The following is a 17,151-nucleotide window of genomic DNA, read 5'->3' on the forward strand; positions in this document are numbered from 1 at the left end:
ACGTCATTAAGATGTAATAAATAGGACAAATGTCCGAAGAGCACATTGATGTTTCAATACCATTTTTCTAGTTACCTTGTTGATCAGCTTTTAACCTTTGCCGGTAGTAGCTATCAACAATCAAAAAAAGAAGTTCTGATCCATCAAGATCAGCCTTTAAGCAAGCTTGTGCTTGTACGCAGTGGCACTGTGTCGTTTAGTTACGACGTAGGTAATGGACGACGCCTGCTGTTAGGACAATTGGATTGTAACAACACCCTTATTGGTGAAATAGAAGCGCTAAATAATAATCCGTGTATTTATACGGTAACGTGCTTTAGCGATGTAACTTATAATCTTATTGAATTAAGACATTGGCGTGCTCTGCTGCTTGAAAAACCAGAACTGAGTTTATACACCGCACAAACTATTGCGGCTAAATTTCAGGAAAACCAAAAAATCAATTTAGATAAGCTACTACTACCATTGAGCTACAACATAGCCAAAGATTGCTTACTAAGAGCCGAGAACAACAACCCTACGCTACTTAGAGCCTATCCAACTGTAAATGCTGAAGCCGAACGCTTTGCTACCACTGAGCGAGCTTACAGACGTGTTGTTACAGAACTTGTCGAAAAAGGCTTGGTACTTAGAAGTAACGATGGCTTACAAGCAGTCGATATACCAAAGCTAAGTGAATACGTAGATAGCTTTGCTCAACTTTAAGTTATTTAAAATTTACCCATAAAAAAAGGCCTTAACGGCCTTTTTCTATTTATACAAATTACTGATTACTTCTCTAGCAAAATGTCATGAATTTTCACAAGATCAGATTTACCTGCAATAATTTCATCCGGTGTTAAACCCGATAGTTCATGCGGGAACACTAACCACTCTTCAGACTCATGAATATAATAATCTGGAACAGTGTCTACTTTTGAGTTTTTTGGCTTGTAGTACGGACATGCAATACGAATATCACGTGGCAAGTTTAAGCGCATAAGCTCTGAAAGCTTTTCTTTTAATGCAACAATACTACGACCAGAGTCAAATACATCATCAACAATTAATAATGAGTCGCCTGCATTTGCGTTCTCAACAATGTAATGCAAACCGTGGACTTTAATTTCTTTAGATTGTTTACCAATACCGTAATAAGACGATGTACGTACTGCAATGTGGTCAGTCTCAATGCCTTTATAATCGTAATATTCTTGAACAGCAATACCGATCGGTGCACCACCTCGCCAAATACCAATAATAAAATCAGGACGAAAGCCATCTTGGTATACTTGTGCCGCTACGCGGAACGAATCTTCAAGCAGCTGTTGAGCTGTGATGTAGCACTTATCTGACATAATTAGAAACCCCAGTGGTGGATATAAGATTTGAGCGCAGCTTAGAGTTAAGCAAAAATTAAACTCAAACAGGTATTGGCGACGGATTTTACCGCAAATGAAATAAAATTGCTTGCCTGTAAATTAAAAAATAGGCACCCAAAGGTGCCTATTTTTAGTGTAAAAAGCATAATTTAGTAAATATTATGCTTTTTCTTGTAGGGTACGAGCAACCGTACGCATACCTTGAGTTGTTGCGCCCGCTGCCCATTGGCTTGTACTGCCCATGTTAAAAGCAGCAGCTAAATCTATGTGCACCCAGCCTTTGCCATCGTTTGGCACAAAGCGTGATAAAAAGCCTGCAGCATTCGATGCACCGCCGTAACCGCCACCCTTTTGTGCACGGCTATTTGCCGTATCAGCATAAGGAGATGGGCAGTTTTGTTGATGCCATTTTTCAAGAGGCAGTGGCCAAGCAGCTTCCATTTCTTGAGATGCAAAACTTTCAACTTCACGTGCAAGTTCTTTATCAAGTGCAAATAATGCATTGTACTCTTGGCCAACAGCAACAAGCGCTGCTCCAGTTAGTGTTGCTGCATCAATGATAAGTGGAGCGCCAGTCTCTCCTGCTGCCATTAAGCCATCAGCAAGTACTAAGCGACCTTCAGCATCCGTGTTTACAATTTCAACTGTTGTGCCATTTTTGTAAGTAAGAATGTCACCTAATTTGTATGCATGACCCGAAATTAAGTTCTCAGCACAACATAAAAACAGCTTAATACGTTTTTCAATACCACGGTTAATAGCCAATGCTAAACCTGCTGTTACTGTTGCAGCGCCGCCCATGTCGCACTTCATACCAAGCATACCTTCGCTTGATTTAATTGAGTAACCACCTGAGTCAAACGTAATACCTTTACCTACAAGCGCAGCACTTACTGGTGCATTTTCGTCGCCTGTTGGGTTGTAATCAAGCTCAAGCAATACTGGTGGGCGAACACTACCGCGACCAACTGCATGAATACCAATCCACTGTTGTTCTAGTAACGCATCACCTTTAATAATTTGGTAACTTACATGTTCAGGCGCTAATGATTGAATAAACTCAGCTGCTTTTTCAGCTAGGCTTTCTGGGTAAATGTCATCGGCAGTACCGTTAACCATTTCACGTGCCCAAATTGCTGACGTTTTTAAGTGAGCAAGTTCTTTAATATCTGATTGTGCGTTATCAACAAACTCAACACTGTTTAACGATTTTGGTGTTACAAAGCCTTGGTAAAAAGCCCACTGGCTTTCTGTACACCAAGTATCACCTGCTAATTCAACATTTTTAACGCCTTGGCTTGCAATAGTACGGCCTGCTTTTTGAACATTTTTTAATGTGTCTTGCTCAGATAAATGAACAGTTGCACCGCGCTCGTTAAAAGACAATGACGCATTATCGCCCCAATGACTCGCTGCTGCTTGTTCGCTTAGTTGAACAACAAATTTTTCACTCATGTTAGAATTCCCTTGCACTTAAATGTGCCACCGAGTTTACTATAGAGCGCTTAAGTTCCCAACAGCTTGAGATAAATAACATAAATCACACTGCTGAGCAGTGTTTACGCTTTGGAAGTTATTATGAAGTACACGCCAGCGCTGCAACCAGCCATATTATTAAAGCGCTACAAACGCTTTTTAGCTGATTTACAATTAAGTGATGGCAGCGAATTTACCGCCCACTGTGCAAATACAGGTAAAATGACGGGATGCGCTGAGCCAGGCTTTACTGCTTTTTATTCAACAAGCGATAACGCAAAACGAAAATACCCGCATTCATTAGAACTTACGCAAAATAACTTATCGCAGCTTATTTGTGTAAATACAGCGGTGGCTAATAAAGTAGTTGAAGAAGCAATAAACAATAATGTGATAAGCGAACTACTCGACTACAGTCAATTGCAAAGCGAAGTTAAGTACGGCAGCGAAAACAGTCGTATCGACTTTTTACTCACAGACGAAAATAAGCCCGATTGCTATGTAGAAGTTAAATCAGTCACATTATTAAGCGAAGATACACCACAAAGCGGACAAGGCTACTTTCCTGATGCGCAAACAGTGCGTGGACAAAAGCATATTCGCGAACTAATAGAAATGATCGAACAAGGCCACCGAGCAGTATTACTGTTCGCTGTTTTGCATGAAGGAATAAATACCGTAAGTGCAGCTGCGCATATTGATAAAAAATACGCCACGTTATTAAACCAAGCAATAATAGCCGGTGTTGAAGTATTAGCATACAAAGCCAAAATTTCAGCTAATGGAGTCTTACTTCATAAAAGAATAGCATTTATAGAATAGTGTAATAAACCAAGAGATTGAACTAAGCGTAATTTACAAAGCACTCTAATTATAGAAAGTGGTAAAAAGTGAATTATAAAAATTAACTTGCTTTTGAAGCTTTTGCCCATATAACAAGGCAAGTTTTAGAAAGCGAATATGTGAATTAATTAAAAGTGTAAATAAACTATTAATACACTTTTTTACTCAGTAAGCATGGTTGAAGCTAATTCGATTAATTAAAAATAAATTTGCCTAGGGTATAAGATTCTGTTATTTATACCGCCGGCTAATGCTGAGGCATTAAATTAAGGATTTAGGAGAGAGTTATGCCAGACCAAAAGAAACATGGTTTATTGGCTCAAGCCGGTTTAGAACCATACCAAGAAAAACCAGGCGAAGAGTACATGAATGATGCACAACGTGCTCATTTTAGAGCAATTTTAGAGACTTGGCGTAACGATTTACGTAACGAAGTTGATCGTACTAAATCGCACATGCAAGACGAAGCTGCTAACTTTCCTGACCCAGTTGACCGCGCTGCACAAGAAGAAGAATTCTCTTTAGAACTTCGTACTCGTGACCGCGAACGTAAATTAATCAAAAAAATTGAAAAAACAATTAATTTGATTAAAGAAGATGATTTTGGCTTTTGTGAGTCTTGTGGCATCGAAATTGGCATACGTCGCTTAGAAGCACGTCCTACTGCCGATTTATGCGTAGACTGTAAAACACTTGCAGAAATCAAAGAAAAGCAATCTGGACGCGGCTAATTAAAACTTATTAGTTAGTTATGTCTCCTACAGCCGTTACTGCGCCTATGCGTAAATATCGCGGTCGTTTTGCGCCGTCTCCTTCTGGGCCATTACATTTTGGCTCACTTGTAGCGGCTGTGGGTAGCTACCTAGATGCAAAAGCTAATCAAGGAAAATGGTTAGTTCGTATTGAAGACATTGACACTACGCGCGTGGTTAAAAACGCCGACTCCGATATTCTAAATACCTTACAAGCCTACGCCCTTTATTGGGATGAACCTGTTGTATACCAAACACAGCGCCTGTCTTTATATCAAGATATTACCCACTCTCTTTTAGAGCAAAACCTTGTTTATGGTTGCACCTGTACTCGAAAGCAAATAAAAGCCATTGGCGGTATTTATCAGGGGCATTGCAAAGCACTTAATCATCATACTCAATCCGGCGCACTTCGTTTAGTTCAGCAACATCCAACGACCCAATTTAGTGATTTAATTCAAGGTGATATATCGGTAAATAGTGCATTATCCCACGAAGATTACTTAATTAAACGCAGTGACGGTTTATTTGCATATCAACTTGTTGTGGTCGTCGATGATATCGATCAAAGGATAAATCGAATTGTAAGAGGCGCAGATTTAATTGAACCAACAGCTCGGCAAATTAGTTTGTTTAAACAACTCGACAGCCCTGTACCTGAATTTGCTCATTTACCTTTAGCGGTTGCCAAACCCGGTTTTAAACTATCTAAACAAAATTATGCCCCCGCCATTTGTAAGCAAAATCCAAAGCCTGCTTTAATTAGCGCTTTTGAATTTTTAGGGCTACCTGTTATAGCTGATTTAAGCGACTTAAATATAGAACAATTAATCGATTGGGGAATTAAAAACTTTAGCTTAAAACAGGTCCCCCAAGTATCCGAAATACAAATTTCTCAACATCCACATAGCCAGAAAGTCCAATTTACACATTTAAGTAAATAAAATAGCTAAAAACGGCTTAATTTCAACACATCAACTTAATTTTTAAACCCTGCTGGTATATGATAGCCGCCTAAATATATGCTAATTACGTCAAACAGCTTGTACTGGGTTATAACTGCCCTATTTGCTGTAACTTTTGATTGCGATGCAGAGTCAATCACACCTTCTAGGAGACAGACTATTATTTCCAAGCTTTTTCAATTTTGCCGACAAATAATCGGCCCGAATACCAGTGCCGAAAGCGCTTCTGTAAGCAGTGAACCTATTGTTGTCACTCGTGGTGAGCATGGTATTTCTCGCAAACAATTTAGCCCAAATGCAATCAAAGTATTATACCGCTTAAAAGACGGTGGCTACGATGCCTACCTTGTTGGTGGTTGTATTCGCGATATATTGTTAGGCCAACAGCCAAAAGATTTTGACGTAGTTACTAATGCAACTCCAGATCAGGTAAAAAAACTATTTAGAAACTGTCGCCTGATAGGTCGTCGCTTTCGTCTAGCACACATTGTATTTGGCCGTGAAATTATCGAAGTGGCAACAATGCGTGGCCACCACGAAGCGCAAGAAGACAAAAATCAAATAAGCCAATCAAGCAATGAGGGCCAACTACTACGTGATAACGTATTTGGCAGTATTGAAGAAGATGCAGAGCGCCGCGACTTTTCAATCAACGCACTTTATTACTCAATTAAAGATTTTAGTATTCACGATTACGCCAACGGCTTAGCGGCAATTAAAGCTAAACAAATCGAGCTTATTGGCGACCCTGAAACGCGTTACCGCGAAGACCCTGTTCGTATGTTACGTGCAGTACGTTTTGCCACTAAGCTTGATATGAGCATTGCGCCTAAAAGTGAAAAGCCAATTAGCGAGCTTGCAAGCTTGCTTGATAACATTCCGCCAGCACGTTTATTTGAAGAAATTCTTAAACTGTTTTTAAACGGCAAGGCCGAAGCTAACTTTTTAATGCTGCGTAAATACGGCTTATTCCGCTCACTTTTTCCTGAACTTGATAAAATTTTAGATAAAAACCCAAGTGGCTTAGAGCACACGCTTATTCAGCAAATGTTTCAAAATACCGACAAGCGTATTAATGCCGATAAAAAAGTAACACCGGCGTTTATTTTTGCTGCCCTACTTTGGTTCCCACTGCTTGAGCGCACTAAAAAAATTCAAAGCCAAGAGCAACTATCTGAATACGATGCTTTCGCACAAGCAATGAATAAAGTACTAAGCGATAATTCACAGCATATAGCTGTTCCTAAGCGCTTTACTTTAGGTGCTCGCGATATTTGGCATATTCAGCACCGCTTAGATAAACGTGCTGGCCAACGTGCATACAGGCTAACGCAACAGCCTCGCTTTAAAGCCGCTTACGACTTTTTATTATTACGCGTAGATGCAGGCGAAACTCAGCATACAGAGCTTGCTCAGTGGTGGACACAATACTTAAGTAAAGATATAAACGGCCAAAAAGAGATGGTTAAAAGCTTAGGTCATCAAGGTGGTCCTAAGCCGCGAAAGCGCCGTCGCCCTACTAAAAAGCCAACTGAGTAATAACATGCATTGTGTTTATTTGGGTTTAGGTGCCAACCTAAACTCACCAAAAGAGCAGCTTGATAACGCGATAATTGCGCTTAAAAAGCTGCCTAATTGTGAATTTGTAAACGTATCGCATTACTATGCAAGTAAGCCTATGGGCCCACAAGATCAACCAGACTATATCAATGCCGTAGCCTGTATTAAAACGACCCTTGATCCAGAGCAATTACTTGATTTAACACAAAGTATTGAGCTTGAGCATGGTCGAGTAAGAAAAGCTGAGCGTTGGGGTCCGCGCACACTTGATATCGATACCCTATTATTTGATGATCAAATTATAAATACGGCGCGCTTAACCGTGCCTCATTATGGTTTGAGTGATCGCGAGTTTGTGGTTTACCCACTATTAGAGCTTGCACCTGAACTTATTTTACCTAGCGGCATTGCATTAAAAACCATTGCAAATAACTTACCGCTCAACGACTTACAACAATTACCTCTGTAATTAACCTAGGCTTTTGCCTGCGAGGATATTATGTCTAAAATAACCGTTTCTACTTTAAATAAAATGAAAGCAGAAAATAACAAAATTACTGCATTAACAGCCTACGACGCTAGTTTTGCAAAGTTATTTCATGATAACGGCGTTGAAGTTATTTTAGTGGGCGACTCATTGGGCATGGTACTACAAGGCGGCGATGACACCCTTGGCGTAACAAATCAAGATATTGCATATCATACCCGCTGTGTACGCGCTGGTAGCCGCGAATTATTTGTAATTGCTGACTTACCTTTTATGACCTACTCAAGCGTTAGTGATACCTGTAAAAATGCAGCTGAGCTTATGCGCGCTGGCGCAAACATGATTAAACTTGAAGGCGGAGAGTGGCTTTACGAGAGCATTAAAGCACTCACTCAACAAGGTATCCCAGTTTGCGGGCATTTAGGCCTTACACCACAGTCAGTTCATGTATTTGGTGGCTTTAAAATACAAGGTCGCGAAGAAGATAAAGCACAAAAAATGATTGATGATGCGAAAGCACTTGAAGCTGCTGGCGCGCAATTATTAGTACTTGAGTGTATTCCAAGTGCCCTGGCAAAACGCATTACAGACGCTTTAAGTATCCCGACTATTGGTATTGGTGCAGGCAGCTTAACTGACGGCCAAATACTGGTAATGCATGACCTGGTTGGTATTTCGGCAGGTTACATTCCTAAATTTTCTAAAAACTTTTTGCTCGAAACAGGCAATATGCCTGCAGCCGTTCAAAAGTATTGTACAGATGTTAAAAGTGGCGCATTTCCAAGCGCTGAACATGAGTTTAAATAATGCAATCAATAACTGAAATCAGATCGTTACGTAGTCAAATTAAAGCATGGCGCCAAGCAGGTCTTAGCGTGGCGCTTGTGCCAACAATGGGCAACTTGCACCGTGGGCATTTTTCGCTAGTAGAAAAAGCAAAAAACTTGGCCGACAAAGTCGTTGTAAGTATTTTTGTAAACCCAATGCAATTTGGTGCTAACGAAGATTTAGATAACTATCCTCGTACGCTAAACGAAGACAAACAAGGCCTTGCTGAACTAGGCACTGATATTGTATTTACCCCAAGTGTAGAAACAATCTACCCTAACGGACTGGGTGCACAAAGCTTTGTAGATGTACCTGACATTTCATTAGGCTATTGCGGTGGCTCACGTCCAGGTCACTTTAGAGGTGTTGCAACAATCGTAACTAAGTTATTTAACTTAGTGCAACCAGATTACGCCTGCTTTGGTGAAAAAGATTTTCAGCAACTACAAGTAATCAAAACTATGGCACGCGACTTATCAATTCCGGTTGAAGTCATTGGTGTACCTACAATGCGAGAAGTTTCTGGCCTTGCTATGAGCTCACGTAATGGTTACTTATCTGATGATCAAAAAGCGACTGCAACCGTATTATTTAAAGCCCTTAATACGTGCGCTGAGCAACTTAAAAGTGGCGAGAAAGACTTTGTAAAACTTGAAAGCTTAGCTAAACAAAGTTTAGAGAAAGCAGGCCTAAAACCAGACTATTTTGAGATTGCTCAACGAGATACATTAAAAACTGCTACAATCGAAGATACTCAATTTGTTATTTTAGCCGCAGCCTATTTTGGTGGTGTTAGATTGATCGACAATATCCAAGTCGAAATTTAATATTATTGCGACTCCATTTTAAGGATAAGAAGCATGCACACTTTAATAAAAACAAGCGTAGTCGCCCTTACTTTTGCACTATTGGCAGGTTGTCAAAACCAAGTTGAAAACCCTGAAATGAATCAATGTGCTCAACAAAACTACCAGTGTGAAAGTAGTTGTGAACAGCAAACAACTGCTGAGGGCTTAAAGCAACAAGTATGCTCTGGCAAATGTGTTGAGAGCTATAATCAATGTAAAGCACAAGCCGAAAAATTAGGTAATATTTAATTCCTTAAAGTTTTTAGTTTTAGGCACAAAAAAACCGCTCAATGAGCGGTTTTTTATTGCTTATAGTTTATTAATTTAAACCAAGCTTCTTAAGTTCTGTTTCTACTAGCTTTGCAGAAAGTGGTACATAACCATCTTTTTCTACAATTTGCTGACCATCTTTTGAAAGTACCATTTTTAAGAATTGCGCTTCCATTGGAGACAACGGCTTGTTTGGGTGCTTATTCACATAAAGGTATAAAAAGCGAGATAATGGATATTTACCTTGTGCAACGTTATCAAGTGTTGCATCAACAAAGTTATCGCCTTTTTTAGCTAGCGGTACTGTACGTACGCCCGATGTTTTATAACCTATACCTGAGTAACCAATTGCATTTAATGAAGATGAAATTGACTGTACTACTGATGCAGAACCCGGTTGCTCATTTACGTTATTACGGAAATCACCTTTACAAAGTGCTTTCTTTTTAAAGTAACCATACGTACCTGATACTGAGTTGCGTCCGTAAAGTTGCACATCTTTAGCTGCCCAATCACCTGTTAGACCAACATCGCTCCAACGGTTAACTTGCTCTGGTGCGCCACATTTACGAGTAGATGAAAAGATAGCATCTACTTGGTCAATACGAAGACCTTCAATTGGGTTATCTTTATGTACAAATACAGCAAGTGCATCAATAGCTACGCGAACTTCTGTTGGCTTGTAACCGTAACGTTTTTCGAACGCTTCGATTTCTTTAGATTTCATTTTACGGCTCATTGGACCTAGGTTAGCTGTACCTTCGGTAAGTGCCGGTGGAGCAGTAGAAGAACCTGCTGCTTGAATCTGAATATTTACATTTGGGTAAATACGTTTGTACTCTTCAGCCCAAAACGTCATCATGTTGGCTAAAGTGTCAGAACCTACTGATGAAAAGTTGCCTGAAACACCACTAATTTTTTGATACTCAGGAATATTTTGGTCTAGAGCAACTGCTTGTGCAGATACGAAAGTTGTAACAGCCACACCCATTGCGGCAACTAAGTTTTTAAATTTCATGTAGAGTTCTCCGGTTTGTTCGTTCCATTTTCTAACTGCTGCCCACTCTAAAGTGAGTACATGACAGTTACATTACTCTTAAATGACACTTTTATGACTTGACCTATTAGCTTAATTATTTAGTCAGCGAAACTATCTTATCTATTGAAAAATCAAAAGAAAAACACGATCCTTTGTTAACTTCACTGCGAATATTTAATTTACTATCATGGCGAGTTAACACATGTTTTGTTATAGCGAGCCCTAAGCCTGAGCCACCTGTTGTTCTACTGCGAGCTTTATCTACACGATAAAAACGCTCAGTTAATCGGTTAATATGCTCAGGCGCAATACCATCACCATTATCGGTAACACTAAAACACGCTTTATTGTTTTTGCGCTGCCAACATACTTCTACTTTACCGCCTGGTTTTGTGTAATGAATCGCGTTGAATACTAAATTAGAAAACGCACTACGCAGTTCATCCTCAGAGCCTTTAATATCAAGGGTTTTATCAATATCAAAAATAAGTTCGTGGCTTTTGTCTTGATTAATTGAGTTTGCTTCAGTGTGAATATAACCAAGTAATTGCGGCACATTTATAGCTTTATCGTTGTCTTGGCGCCGTGCACCTTCAATACGCGAAAGCGATAATAATTGGCTGACTAAGCTATCCATGCGCTTGCATTGTTCAAGCATAGTATTTTGCGCTTTGTTCCACATTGCTGGCGGCGGCATCATGTCGCCATCCATCATCTCAAGATACCCTGTAACCACTGTAAGCGGTGTACGTAGTTCATGCGACACATTGGCTACAAAGTCTTTACGCATCTGTTCAAGCTGTTTTAAGCGCGTTACATCACGCACAACAACCATAAGTTGCGTACTTGCATATGGCATTACCCTAAACTCAAGCACCTGCTCAATACTATGACCATTATCCAGCTCAAGCGCATCGTCAAATTCGCCTTTGTGCATGTATTTAGCAAACTTAGGTTCGCGAATTAAATTATCAAGGCGCTGACCATGATCCGTAGGCCACTGCAAACCAAGCACTTTAAGGGCTAGTTGATTACACCACACAATACTTAAATCATTTTGTAATACCACAACCGCATCAGGTACCGCTTCAGCCCCATCGCGAAAGCGACGAATTAAATCTGCAAGCTCATTACGTTTTTTACGATTACGGTGCTGGAGATGGTAAATACCTTCAAACACTTGCTCCCATGCACCCTCACCCTCTGGTGGATTAAAGCTGCGTTGATTAAGTAGCCAATCGCTCAAACGATAAAGTTGATGGTAGTGCCAAATAAGGAGGGAAAAAGATCCTAAAAATAAAAGCAAAAATGGCGCGCCAACCAGCACACCAATTAATAGTAAGGGTAAAAAATAGATAAACAGGCGTTTAACTAACGCCTGTTTATTAACAACTCGATACATACACTCACTTTACCTTAGAGTAGTAATACATGCGTATTTTACACATTAGCTAAGTTTTAAGCTGATCACAGCTTACTTGAAAAACGATACCCAGCGCCACGTACTGTTTGCACCAAACGGTCATGTCCAAGTGGGCCAATTGCTTTACGCAGGCGACGAATGTGCACATCAACCGTGCGATCTTCTACGTAAACGTTAGTTCCCCACACATGATCAAGCAGTTGTTCACGGCTATAAACACGCTCTGGGTGAGTCATAAAAAAGTGCAGTAATCTAAATTCGGTTGGCCCCATATCAAGCTCGTTACCTTCTGAGGTAACACGATGCGAAATAGGGTCTAAACGCAGGCCATGTACTTCAATAGCTTCTTCTAATGAGGTTGGCGATACACGACGAATAACCGCTTTAATACGTGCCATAAGCTCTTTAGGAGAAAACGGCTTAGTGACGTAATCATCTGCACCTACTTCAAGGCCGCGTACTTTGTCTTCTTCTTCGCCGCGAGCTGTAAGCATAATAATTGGGATTTGGCGGGTGTGTTCGTTTTGCTTAAACTTTTTAGCAATTTGAATGCCGCTTCCACCTGGTAACATCCAATCAAGTAAAACCATATCTGGGTAAGGTTCAACCATAGCTGCAATAGCAGAGTCGTAATCTTCTGCTTCAATTGCTTGAAATCCATTTTGCTCTAAAACAAAAACCAACATCTCCCTGATAGGAGCTTCGTCATCTACGACTAGTACTTTACGTGACATTCCAATTTATCTCTTACGCTATCGAATTAGTTTTCATTATTATGACTAAGTATGACATTTTTATGAAAGTGTAACGTGTAAATTAAAATGGTGGTAAAAAAAACACAAATTAGTGACAAAAAACCTCATTAACGTCATATTTTTAAAACCTTTTTAATATTTAACGTAATAAAAAGAGATTTACGATAAATTTATGTAATAGCTAACTTTTTGAAATTATCTTTTTTGTATCGCTATTTAAACCACTAAACAATATCAAACTAGCTGGGATCATTGTTTTACTAACCAAGACATTTTTACAGATCGATCGTTTAAAAGTAGCTTTAAAGCCATTTTAAAATCAACAAACCCGCCTGTGTAACAAACAATACGTTCAAAAATAGATCTAAATTTTACTAAGCTCCAAATAAAGGATCAGATTTTTACCAAGCCGATCAACCCTCAGATCAGAGTTGTACCTAGTCAAAGCCATAAGTTGTTGATTGTTTGTACAAATAAATAACGATCAAATTATCCCAGACCCATATATAGCATTAAAGTGTATTTGGCTTAGTAAAGTAATGATCCGAAAAGGCTGTGTTAGTAAATGCGTGATCCCAAAATTCCGCGTTGGTAATGCAGTGATCTGATCAAAAAACCGTAATCTGTAATATAAAAAGGGCTGACATTAAAAAAGCCAGCAACAAAGTTACTGGCTTAGGGCCTGTTGACCTTTCATGATTAAAATTTGATCAACCCAGGGGCGATTTAATCGCGGCGTGGGGTTTGTAACCTAGCGGGCTAAGTAAAAACCGAGCAAAGCTTCCGCGTCCTGCTCACGCCCCTTACCTACATCCATGTAGGCAACAAAGAGTAAATTGCCCCTAAGCAGAACCCTTCGGGCAGCGCATGTTTGGCATTTATTCCACGTTATCGCCTATTTATGGGGAATAACCACACTGCATAGGCTCTGCCTTGCCTAAATACCAAACATACTGCTGCAAATTCAACCTCGAAAGATAAACAGGCCCTAATAATGATCAATTATAAATTGATCTATTATCTAATTTTAGGGTCTAGTTCGCCGCTTAAGTATTTAAGGTGCATTTCATCAAGTGAAATTGGCTTAATTTTACTAGCCTGACCAGAAGTACCAAACGAGTTATAGCGTGCAACGCAAATCTCTGTCATTGCTTTTGTAGCTTCAGCTAGGTATTTACGTGGATCAAAGTTAGATGGGTTAAGCGCCATATGACGGCGAATTGCACCGGTAGATGCTAAACGTAAATCGGTATCAATATTTACCTTGCGAACACCAAACTTAATGCCTTCAACAATCTGCTCAACTGGCACACCATAAGTTTCTGGAATTTCGCCACCGTACTGATTAATAATTTCTAACCATTCTTGAGGAACTGAAGATGAGCCATGCATCACTAAGTGCGTGTTAGGAATACGGGCATGAATCGCTTTAATGCGATCAATCGCTAAAATGTCATCTGTTGGTGGGCGAGTAAATTTATAAGCACCGTGTGAAGTACCGCAAGCAATTGCAAGTGCATCAACGTGTGTTTTATTTACAAAATCAGCCGCTTCTTCAGGGTCTGTTAGCATTTGATCAGTTGTTAATATGCCTTCTGCGCCAACGCCATCTTCTTCGCCAGCTTCACCTGTTTCAAGTGAACCAAGTACACCTAGCTCGCCTTCAACCGATACGCCACAGGCATGCGCCATCGCAACAGTTTCGCGCGTTACTTCTACATTGTATTCGTAGCTTGAAGGGGTTTTGCCGTCGCTCATTAACGAGCCATCCATCATTACTGATGAAAAACCAAGCTGAATTGAACGCTGACATACACCTGGCGACGTGCCGTGATCTTGGTGCATTACAACTGGGATATGTGGCCATTCTTCAACGGCTGCTAAAATCATATGACGAATAAATGGAGCACCAGCATAAGCACGTGCGCCAGCTGATCCCTGAACGATTACTGGACTGTTTGTTTTGTCAGCCGCTTCCATTATTGCGCGCATTTGCTCTTGATTGTTAACGTTAAAAGCAGGTACGCCGTAACCATGCTCTGCTGCATGATCTAAAAGTTGTCGCATACTGATTAAAGCCATTGGGTATTCTCCAATTTATCGACAGTAGTTCCCTACCATCTAGTTTGAACGGATGTGTTAGTTTGGCGTTATAACAACGCCACGAAAAACCACTGCTTTGCAGTAATATTCCGTCTAAATTAACGACTAAATTAGGGTGAGAGGTATTTAGTAATTAATTGTCGGTGAGGGCTATTACACCCTCACCTTACGCGACTAAAATTACTTAGCGCGCGACTCTAGCATTTCAACTGCTGGAAGTTTTTTGCCTTCTAAAAACTCTAAGAACGCACCACCACCAGTAGAAATATAAGATACTTTATCGGCAATGCCGTATTTATCGATTGCGGCTAAGGTATCACCACCACCCGCAATTGAAAACGCATTTGAGTTAGCAATTGCTTGTGCAATAGCACGAGTACCATTACCAAATTGGTCAAACTCGAACACGCCAACTGGACCATTCCATACAACAGTGCCTGCATTTGCAATAATTTTTGCAAGCTTGCTCGCTGTATCAGGGCCAATATCAAAAATCATATCATTGCTTGTTACTTCGCTTACATCTTTAAGTGTAGCTACAGCAGATTCAGAAAACTCATTACCAACCACTACGTCAGTCGGTACCGGAATTTCACCATTATTAGCAATCGCTGCTGCACATAAACGGTTCGCTTCATCCATTAAATCAGGTTCGTAAAGCGATTTACCAACTGGGCTACCTGATGCAGCAATAAAGGTATTTGCAATACCGCCGCCGGTAACTAATTGGTCAACAATTTTAGAAAGTGAATCTAAAACGGTAAGCTTAGTAGATACTTTAGAACCACCAACAATCGCTACTAATGGACGCGCTGGATTATCAAGTGCTTTTCCTAACGCTTCAAGCTCAGCCGATAACAATGGACCTGCACATGCCACATCAGCAAATAAACCAACGCCATGGGTAGACGCTTGTGCACGGTGAGCCGTACCAAATGCATCCATTACATATACATCACACAGTGCTGCTAGTTGCTTAGATAGCGCTTCGTCGTTTTTCTTCTCGCCTTTGTTAAAGCGCACATTTTCAAAAACAACCACTTCGTTATCAGCAATATCAACACCGTTTAGGTAATCTTTTTCTAAACGTACAGTTTGCTCTAGGGCATCGTTTAAGTAATCAGCTACAGGTGCAAGCGAAAACGCTTCATCGTATTCCCCTTCCGTAGGACGGCCAAGGTGTGACATAACCATTACTTTAGCGCCTTTCTCAAGGGCTAGTTTAATAGTAGGTAGTGCTGCACGAATACGCGCATCTGACGTCACTTTACCTGCTTTAACTGGTACATTTAAATCTTCACGAATTAATACGCGTTTGCCGTTTAAATCTAAATCTGCCATTTTTATGACCGACATGAACATCTCCTTAGTTAACGATACTGAACCTGAAAAATACGTTTAAAATTATTATATTAATAAATTACTTATTCACTGCCATCATAGCACGCGCTGTGTCGAGCATACGATTAGCAAAACCCCATTCGTTATCACACCATACTAATAACTTTATCAGTCGTTTGTGACTAACACGTGTTTGTGTGCCATCAATAATACAAGAATGTGGGTCGTGATTAAAATCAACCGATACAAGCGGCTCTTCGGTATAACTTAAAATACCTTCTAAGCGGTCTTTTGCTTGTGCTTTAAGTGCATTATTTACTGCATTTAAATCTACATCGGTATTAACCGTTACACTTAAATCCATTGCCGTGACATTTATAGTAGGTACACGTACGGCGATGGCTTCAAAACGGCCTTTAAATTTAGGTAAAATACGGTCTATACCACGAGCGAGCTTTGTATCAACTGGAATAATTGATTGGCTTGCAGCGCGAGTACGGCGTAAATCATGATGATAACCATCAATCACTTGTTGATCGTTCATCGACGCATGAATCGTTGTAATAGCGCCCGACTCAATACCAAATGCATCATCTAATACTTTAATAACCGGCACAACACAGTTAGTTGTACACGATCCGTTAGAAACAATTGTGTGCTCGCTTTTAAGCTCATCGTCGTTAATGCCATACACAATCGTAGCATCAACATCGTTATCGGCCGGATGCGAAAACAACACCTTTTTAGCACCTGCGGTAATATGTAACTGCGCATGTTCACGCGAGTGGTAAACACCCGTACATTCAAGTACAACGTCTACATCGAGCGTTTGCCAAGGTAATTCAATTGGGTTTTCTTCACAAAAAAGTGCAATGGTATCGCCTGCAACACTAATGGTGTCTTCACCAAGTTTTACAGGAAAAGAAAAACGACCGTGGGATGTGTCGTATTTTAATAAATGAGCAATAGCTTCAGGATCAGCAAGTTCGTTAATCGCAACAATTTTTATATCGTCGCTCAAACCAGACTCGTATAACGCGCGGACAATATTTCGACCAATACGACCAAAACCATTAATTGCAAGTTTGATTGCCATGAAA

Annotated in this window: 17 protein-coding genes; 9 read left to right on the top strand and 8 right to left on the bottom strand. The window is 40.2% G+C overall.

Annotated features, from left to right (window positions below; translation table 11 throughout):
* Positions 1 to 48: 48 nt before the first annotated feature.
* Positions 49 to 705, top strand: a complete 657-nt coding sequence (locus AC5NT5_RS13465; protein ID WP_002962665.1) for a Crp/Fnr family transcriptional regulator — start codon at positions 49 to 51, stop codon at positions 703 to 705.
* A 65-nt stretch (positions 706 to 770) separates the two neighbouring features.
* On the opposite strand, the gene AC5NT5_RS13470 is transcribed toward AC5NT5_RS13465, so the two are convergent.
* Both AC5NT5_RS13470 and pepB read right to left on the bottom strand, forming a co-directional pair.
* On the bottom strand, positions 771 to 1,337 hold the full coding sequence (locus AC5NT5_RS13470) for a phosphoribosyltransferase (RefSeq protein WP_002962666.1): 567 nt from the start codon (positions 1,335 to 1,337) through the stop codon (positions 771 to 773).
* 183 nt (positions 1,338 to 1,520) lie between these two features.
* A complete protein-coding gene (gene pepB / locus AC5NT5_RS13475; protein WP_494513967.1) occupies positions 1,521 to 2,816 on the bottom strand; it encodes an aminopeptidase PepB in 1,296 nt (431 codons plus the stop codon).
* 123 nt (positions 2,817 to 2,939) lie between these two features.
* Between pepB and sfsA the strand changes: the two genes are divergently transcribed.
* The 8 genes from sfsA to AC5NT5_RS13515 all read left to right on the top strand — a co-directional run bounded on the left by sfsA (position 2,940) and on the right by AC5NT5_RS13515 (position 9,369).
* Positions 2,940 to 3,659 (top strand): DNA/RNA nuclease SfsA, encoded by a 720-nt coding sequence (gene sfsA / locus AC5NT5_RS13480; RefSeq protein ID WP_182693105.1) that lies wholly within the window; start codon positions 2,940 to 2,942, stop codon positions 3,657 to 3,659.
* A 308-nt stretch (positions 3,660 to 3,967) separates the two neighbouring features.
* Complete coding sequence (dksA, locus tag AC5NT5_RS13485) at positions 3,968 to 4,411, top strand: RNA polymerase-binding protein DksA (RefSeq protein WP_002962671.1); 444 nt, start codon at positions 3,968 to 3,970, stop codon at positions 4,409 to 4,411.
* 20 nt (positions 4,412 to 4,431) lie between these two features.
* A complete protein-coding gene (gene gluQRS, locus AC5NT5_RS13490) occupies positions 4,432 to 5,376 on the top strand; it encodes a tRNA glutamyl-Q(34) synthetase GluQRS (RefSeq protein ID WP_002962673.1) in 945 nt (314 codons plus the stop codon).
* A gap of 78 nt (positions 5,377 to 5,454) precedes the next feature.
* The gene (gene pcnB, locus AC5NT5_RS13495) at positions 5,455 to 6,936 is read left to right on the top strand and encodes a polynucleotide adenylyltransferase PcnB (RefSeq protein WP_002962675.1); all 1,482 of its coding nucleotides are present in this window, start codon (positions 5,455 to 5,457) and stop codon (positions 6,934 to 6,936) included.
* A 4-nt stretch (positions 6,937 to 6,940) separates the two neighbouring features.
* Positions 6,941 to 7,426 carry a 2-amino-4-hydroxy-6-hydroxymethyldihydropteridine diphosphokinase gene (folK, locus tag AC5NT5_RS13500; RefSeq protein WP_002962677.1) on the top strand — a complete coding sequence of 162 codons (486 nt, stop codon included), beginning with the start codon at positions 6,941 to 6,943 and terminating at the stop codon, positions 7,424 to 7,426.
* 30 nt (positions 7,427 to 7,456) lie between these two features.
* The gene (gene panB, locus AC5NT5_RS13505) at positions 7,457 to 8,251 is read left to right on the top strand and encodes a 3-methyl-2-oxobutanoate hydroxymethyltransferase (protein ID WP_002962679.1); all 795 of its coding nucleotides are present in this window, start codon (positions 7,457 to 7,459) and stop codon (positions 8,249 to 8,251) included.
* Positions 8,251 to 9,099, top strand: coding sequence for a pantoate--beta-alanine ligase (panC, locus tag AC5NT5_RS13510; protein ID WP_024597167.1), 849 nt, complete (start codon positions 8,251 to 8,253; stop codon positions 9,097 to 9,099). The genes panB and panC overlap by 1 nt, the downstream gene beginning before the upstream one ends.
* Before the next feature lie 33 nt (positions 9,100 to 9,132).
* Positions 9,133 to 9,369, top strand: a complete 237-nt coding sequence (locus tag AC5NT5_RS13515) for a hypothetical protein (RefSeq protein WP_024597166.1) — start codon at positions 9,133 to 9,135, stop codon at positions 9,367 to 9,369.
* Between the two features lie 70 nt (positions 9,370 to 9,439).
* Here the strand turns inward: AC5NT5_RS13515 and AC5NT5_RS13520 are convergent, their stop codons facing one another.
* From AC5NT5_RS13520 to epd, 6 genes are all read right to left on the bottom strand, one after another.
* On the bottom strand, positions 9,440 to 10,408 hold the full coding sequence (locus tag AC5NT5_RS13520) for a PstS family phosphate ABC transporter substrate-binding protein (RefSeq protein WP_002962686.1): 969 nt from the start codon (positions 10,406 to 10,408) through the stop codon (positions 9,440 to 9,442).
* 115 nt (positions 10,409 to 10,523) lie between these two features.
* Entirely contained in the window at positions 10,524 to 11,831 is a 1,308-nt protein-coding gene (phoR, locus tag AC5NT5_RS13525) for a phosphate regulon sensor histidine kinase PhoR (RefSeq protein WP_494513966.1), read from the bottom strand.
* A 65-nt stretch (positions 11,832 to 11,896) separates the two neighbouring features.
* The gene (gene phoB, locus AC5NT5_RS13530; RefSeq protein ID WP_006791869.1) at positions 11,897 to 12,586 is read right to left on the bottom strand and encodes a phosphate regulon transcriptional regulator PhoB; all 690 of its coding nucleotides are present in this window, start codon (positions 12,584 to 12,586) and stop codon (positions 11,897 to 11,899) included.
* Between the two features lie 1,038 nt (positions 12,587 to 13,624).
* Positions 13,625 to 14,689, bottom strand: a complete 1,065-nt coding sequence (fba, locus tag AC5NT5_RS13535; RefSeq protein WP_182733993.1) for a class II fructose-bisphosphate aldolase — start codon at positions 14,687 to 14,689, stop codon at positions 13,625 to 13,627.
* A gap of 201 nt (positions 14,690 to 14,890) precedes the next feature.
* On the bottom strand, positions 14,891 to 16,066 hold the full coding sequence (locus AC5NT5_RS13540; RefSeq protein WP_002961525.1) for a phosphoglycerate kinase: 1,176 nt from the start codon (positions 16,064 to 16,066) through the stop codon (positions 14,891 to 14,893).
* 64 nt (positions 16,067 to 16,130) lie between these two features.
* Complete coding sequence (gene epd / locus AC5NT5_RS13545; protein WP_002961528.1) at positions 16,131 to 17,147, bottom strand: erythrose-4-phosphate dehydrogenase; 1,017 nt, start codon at positions 17,145 to 17,147, stop codon at positions 16,131 to 16,133.
* Positions 17,148 to 17,151 lie beyond the last annotated feature (4 nt).

Source organism: Pseudoalteromonas sp. J2K-J599, from assembly GCF_059295115.2.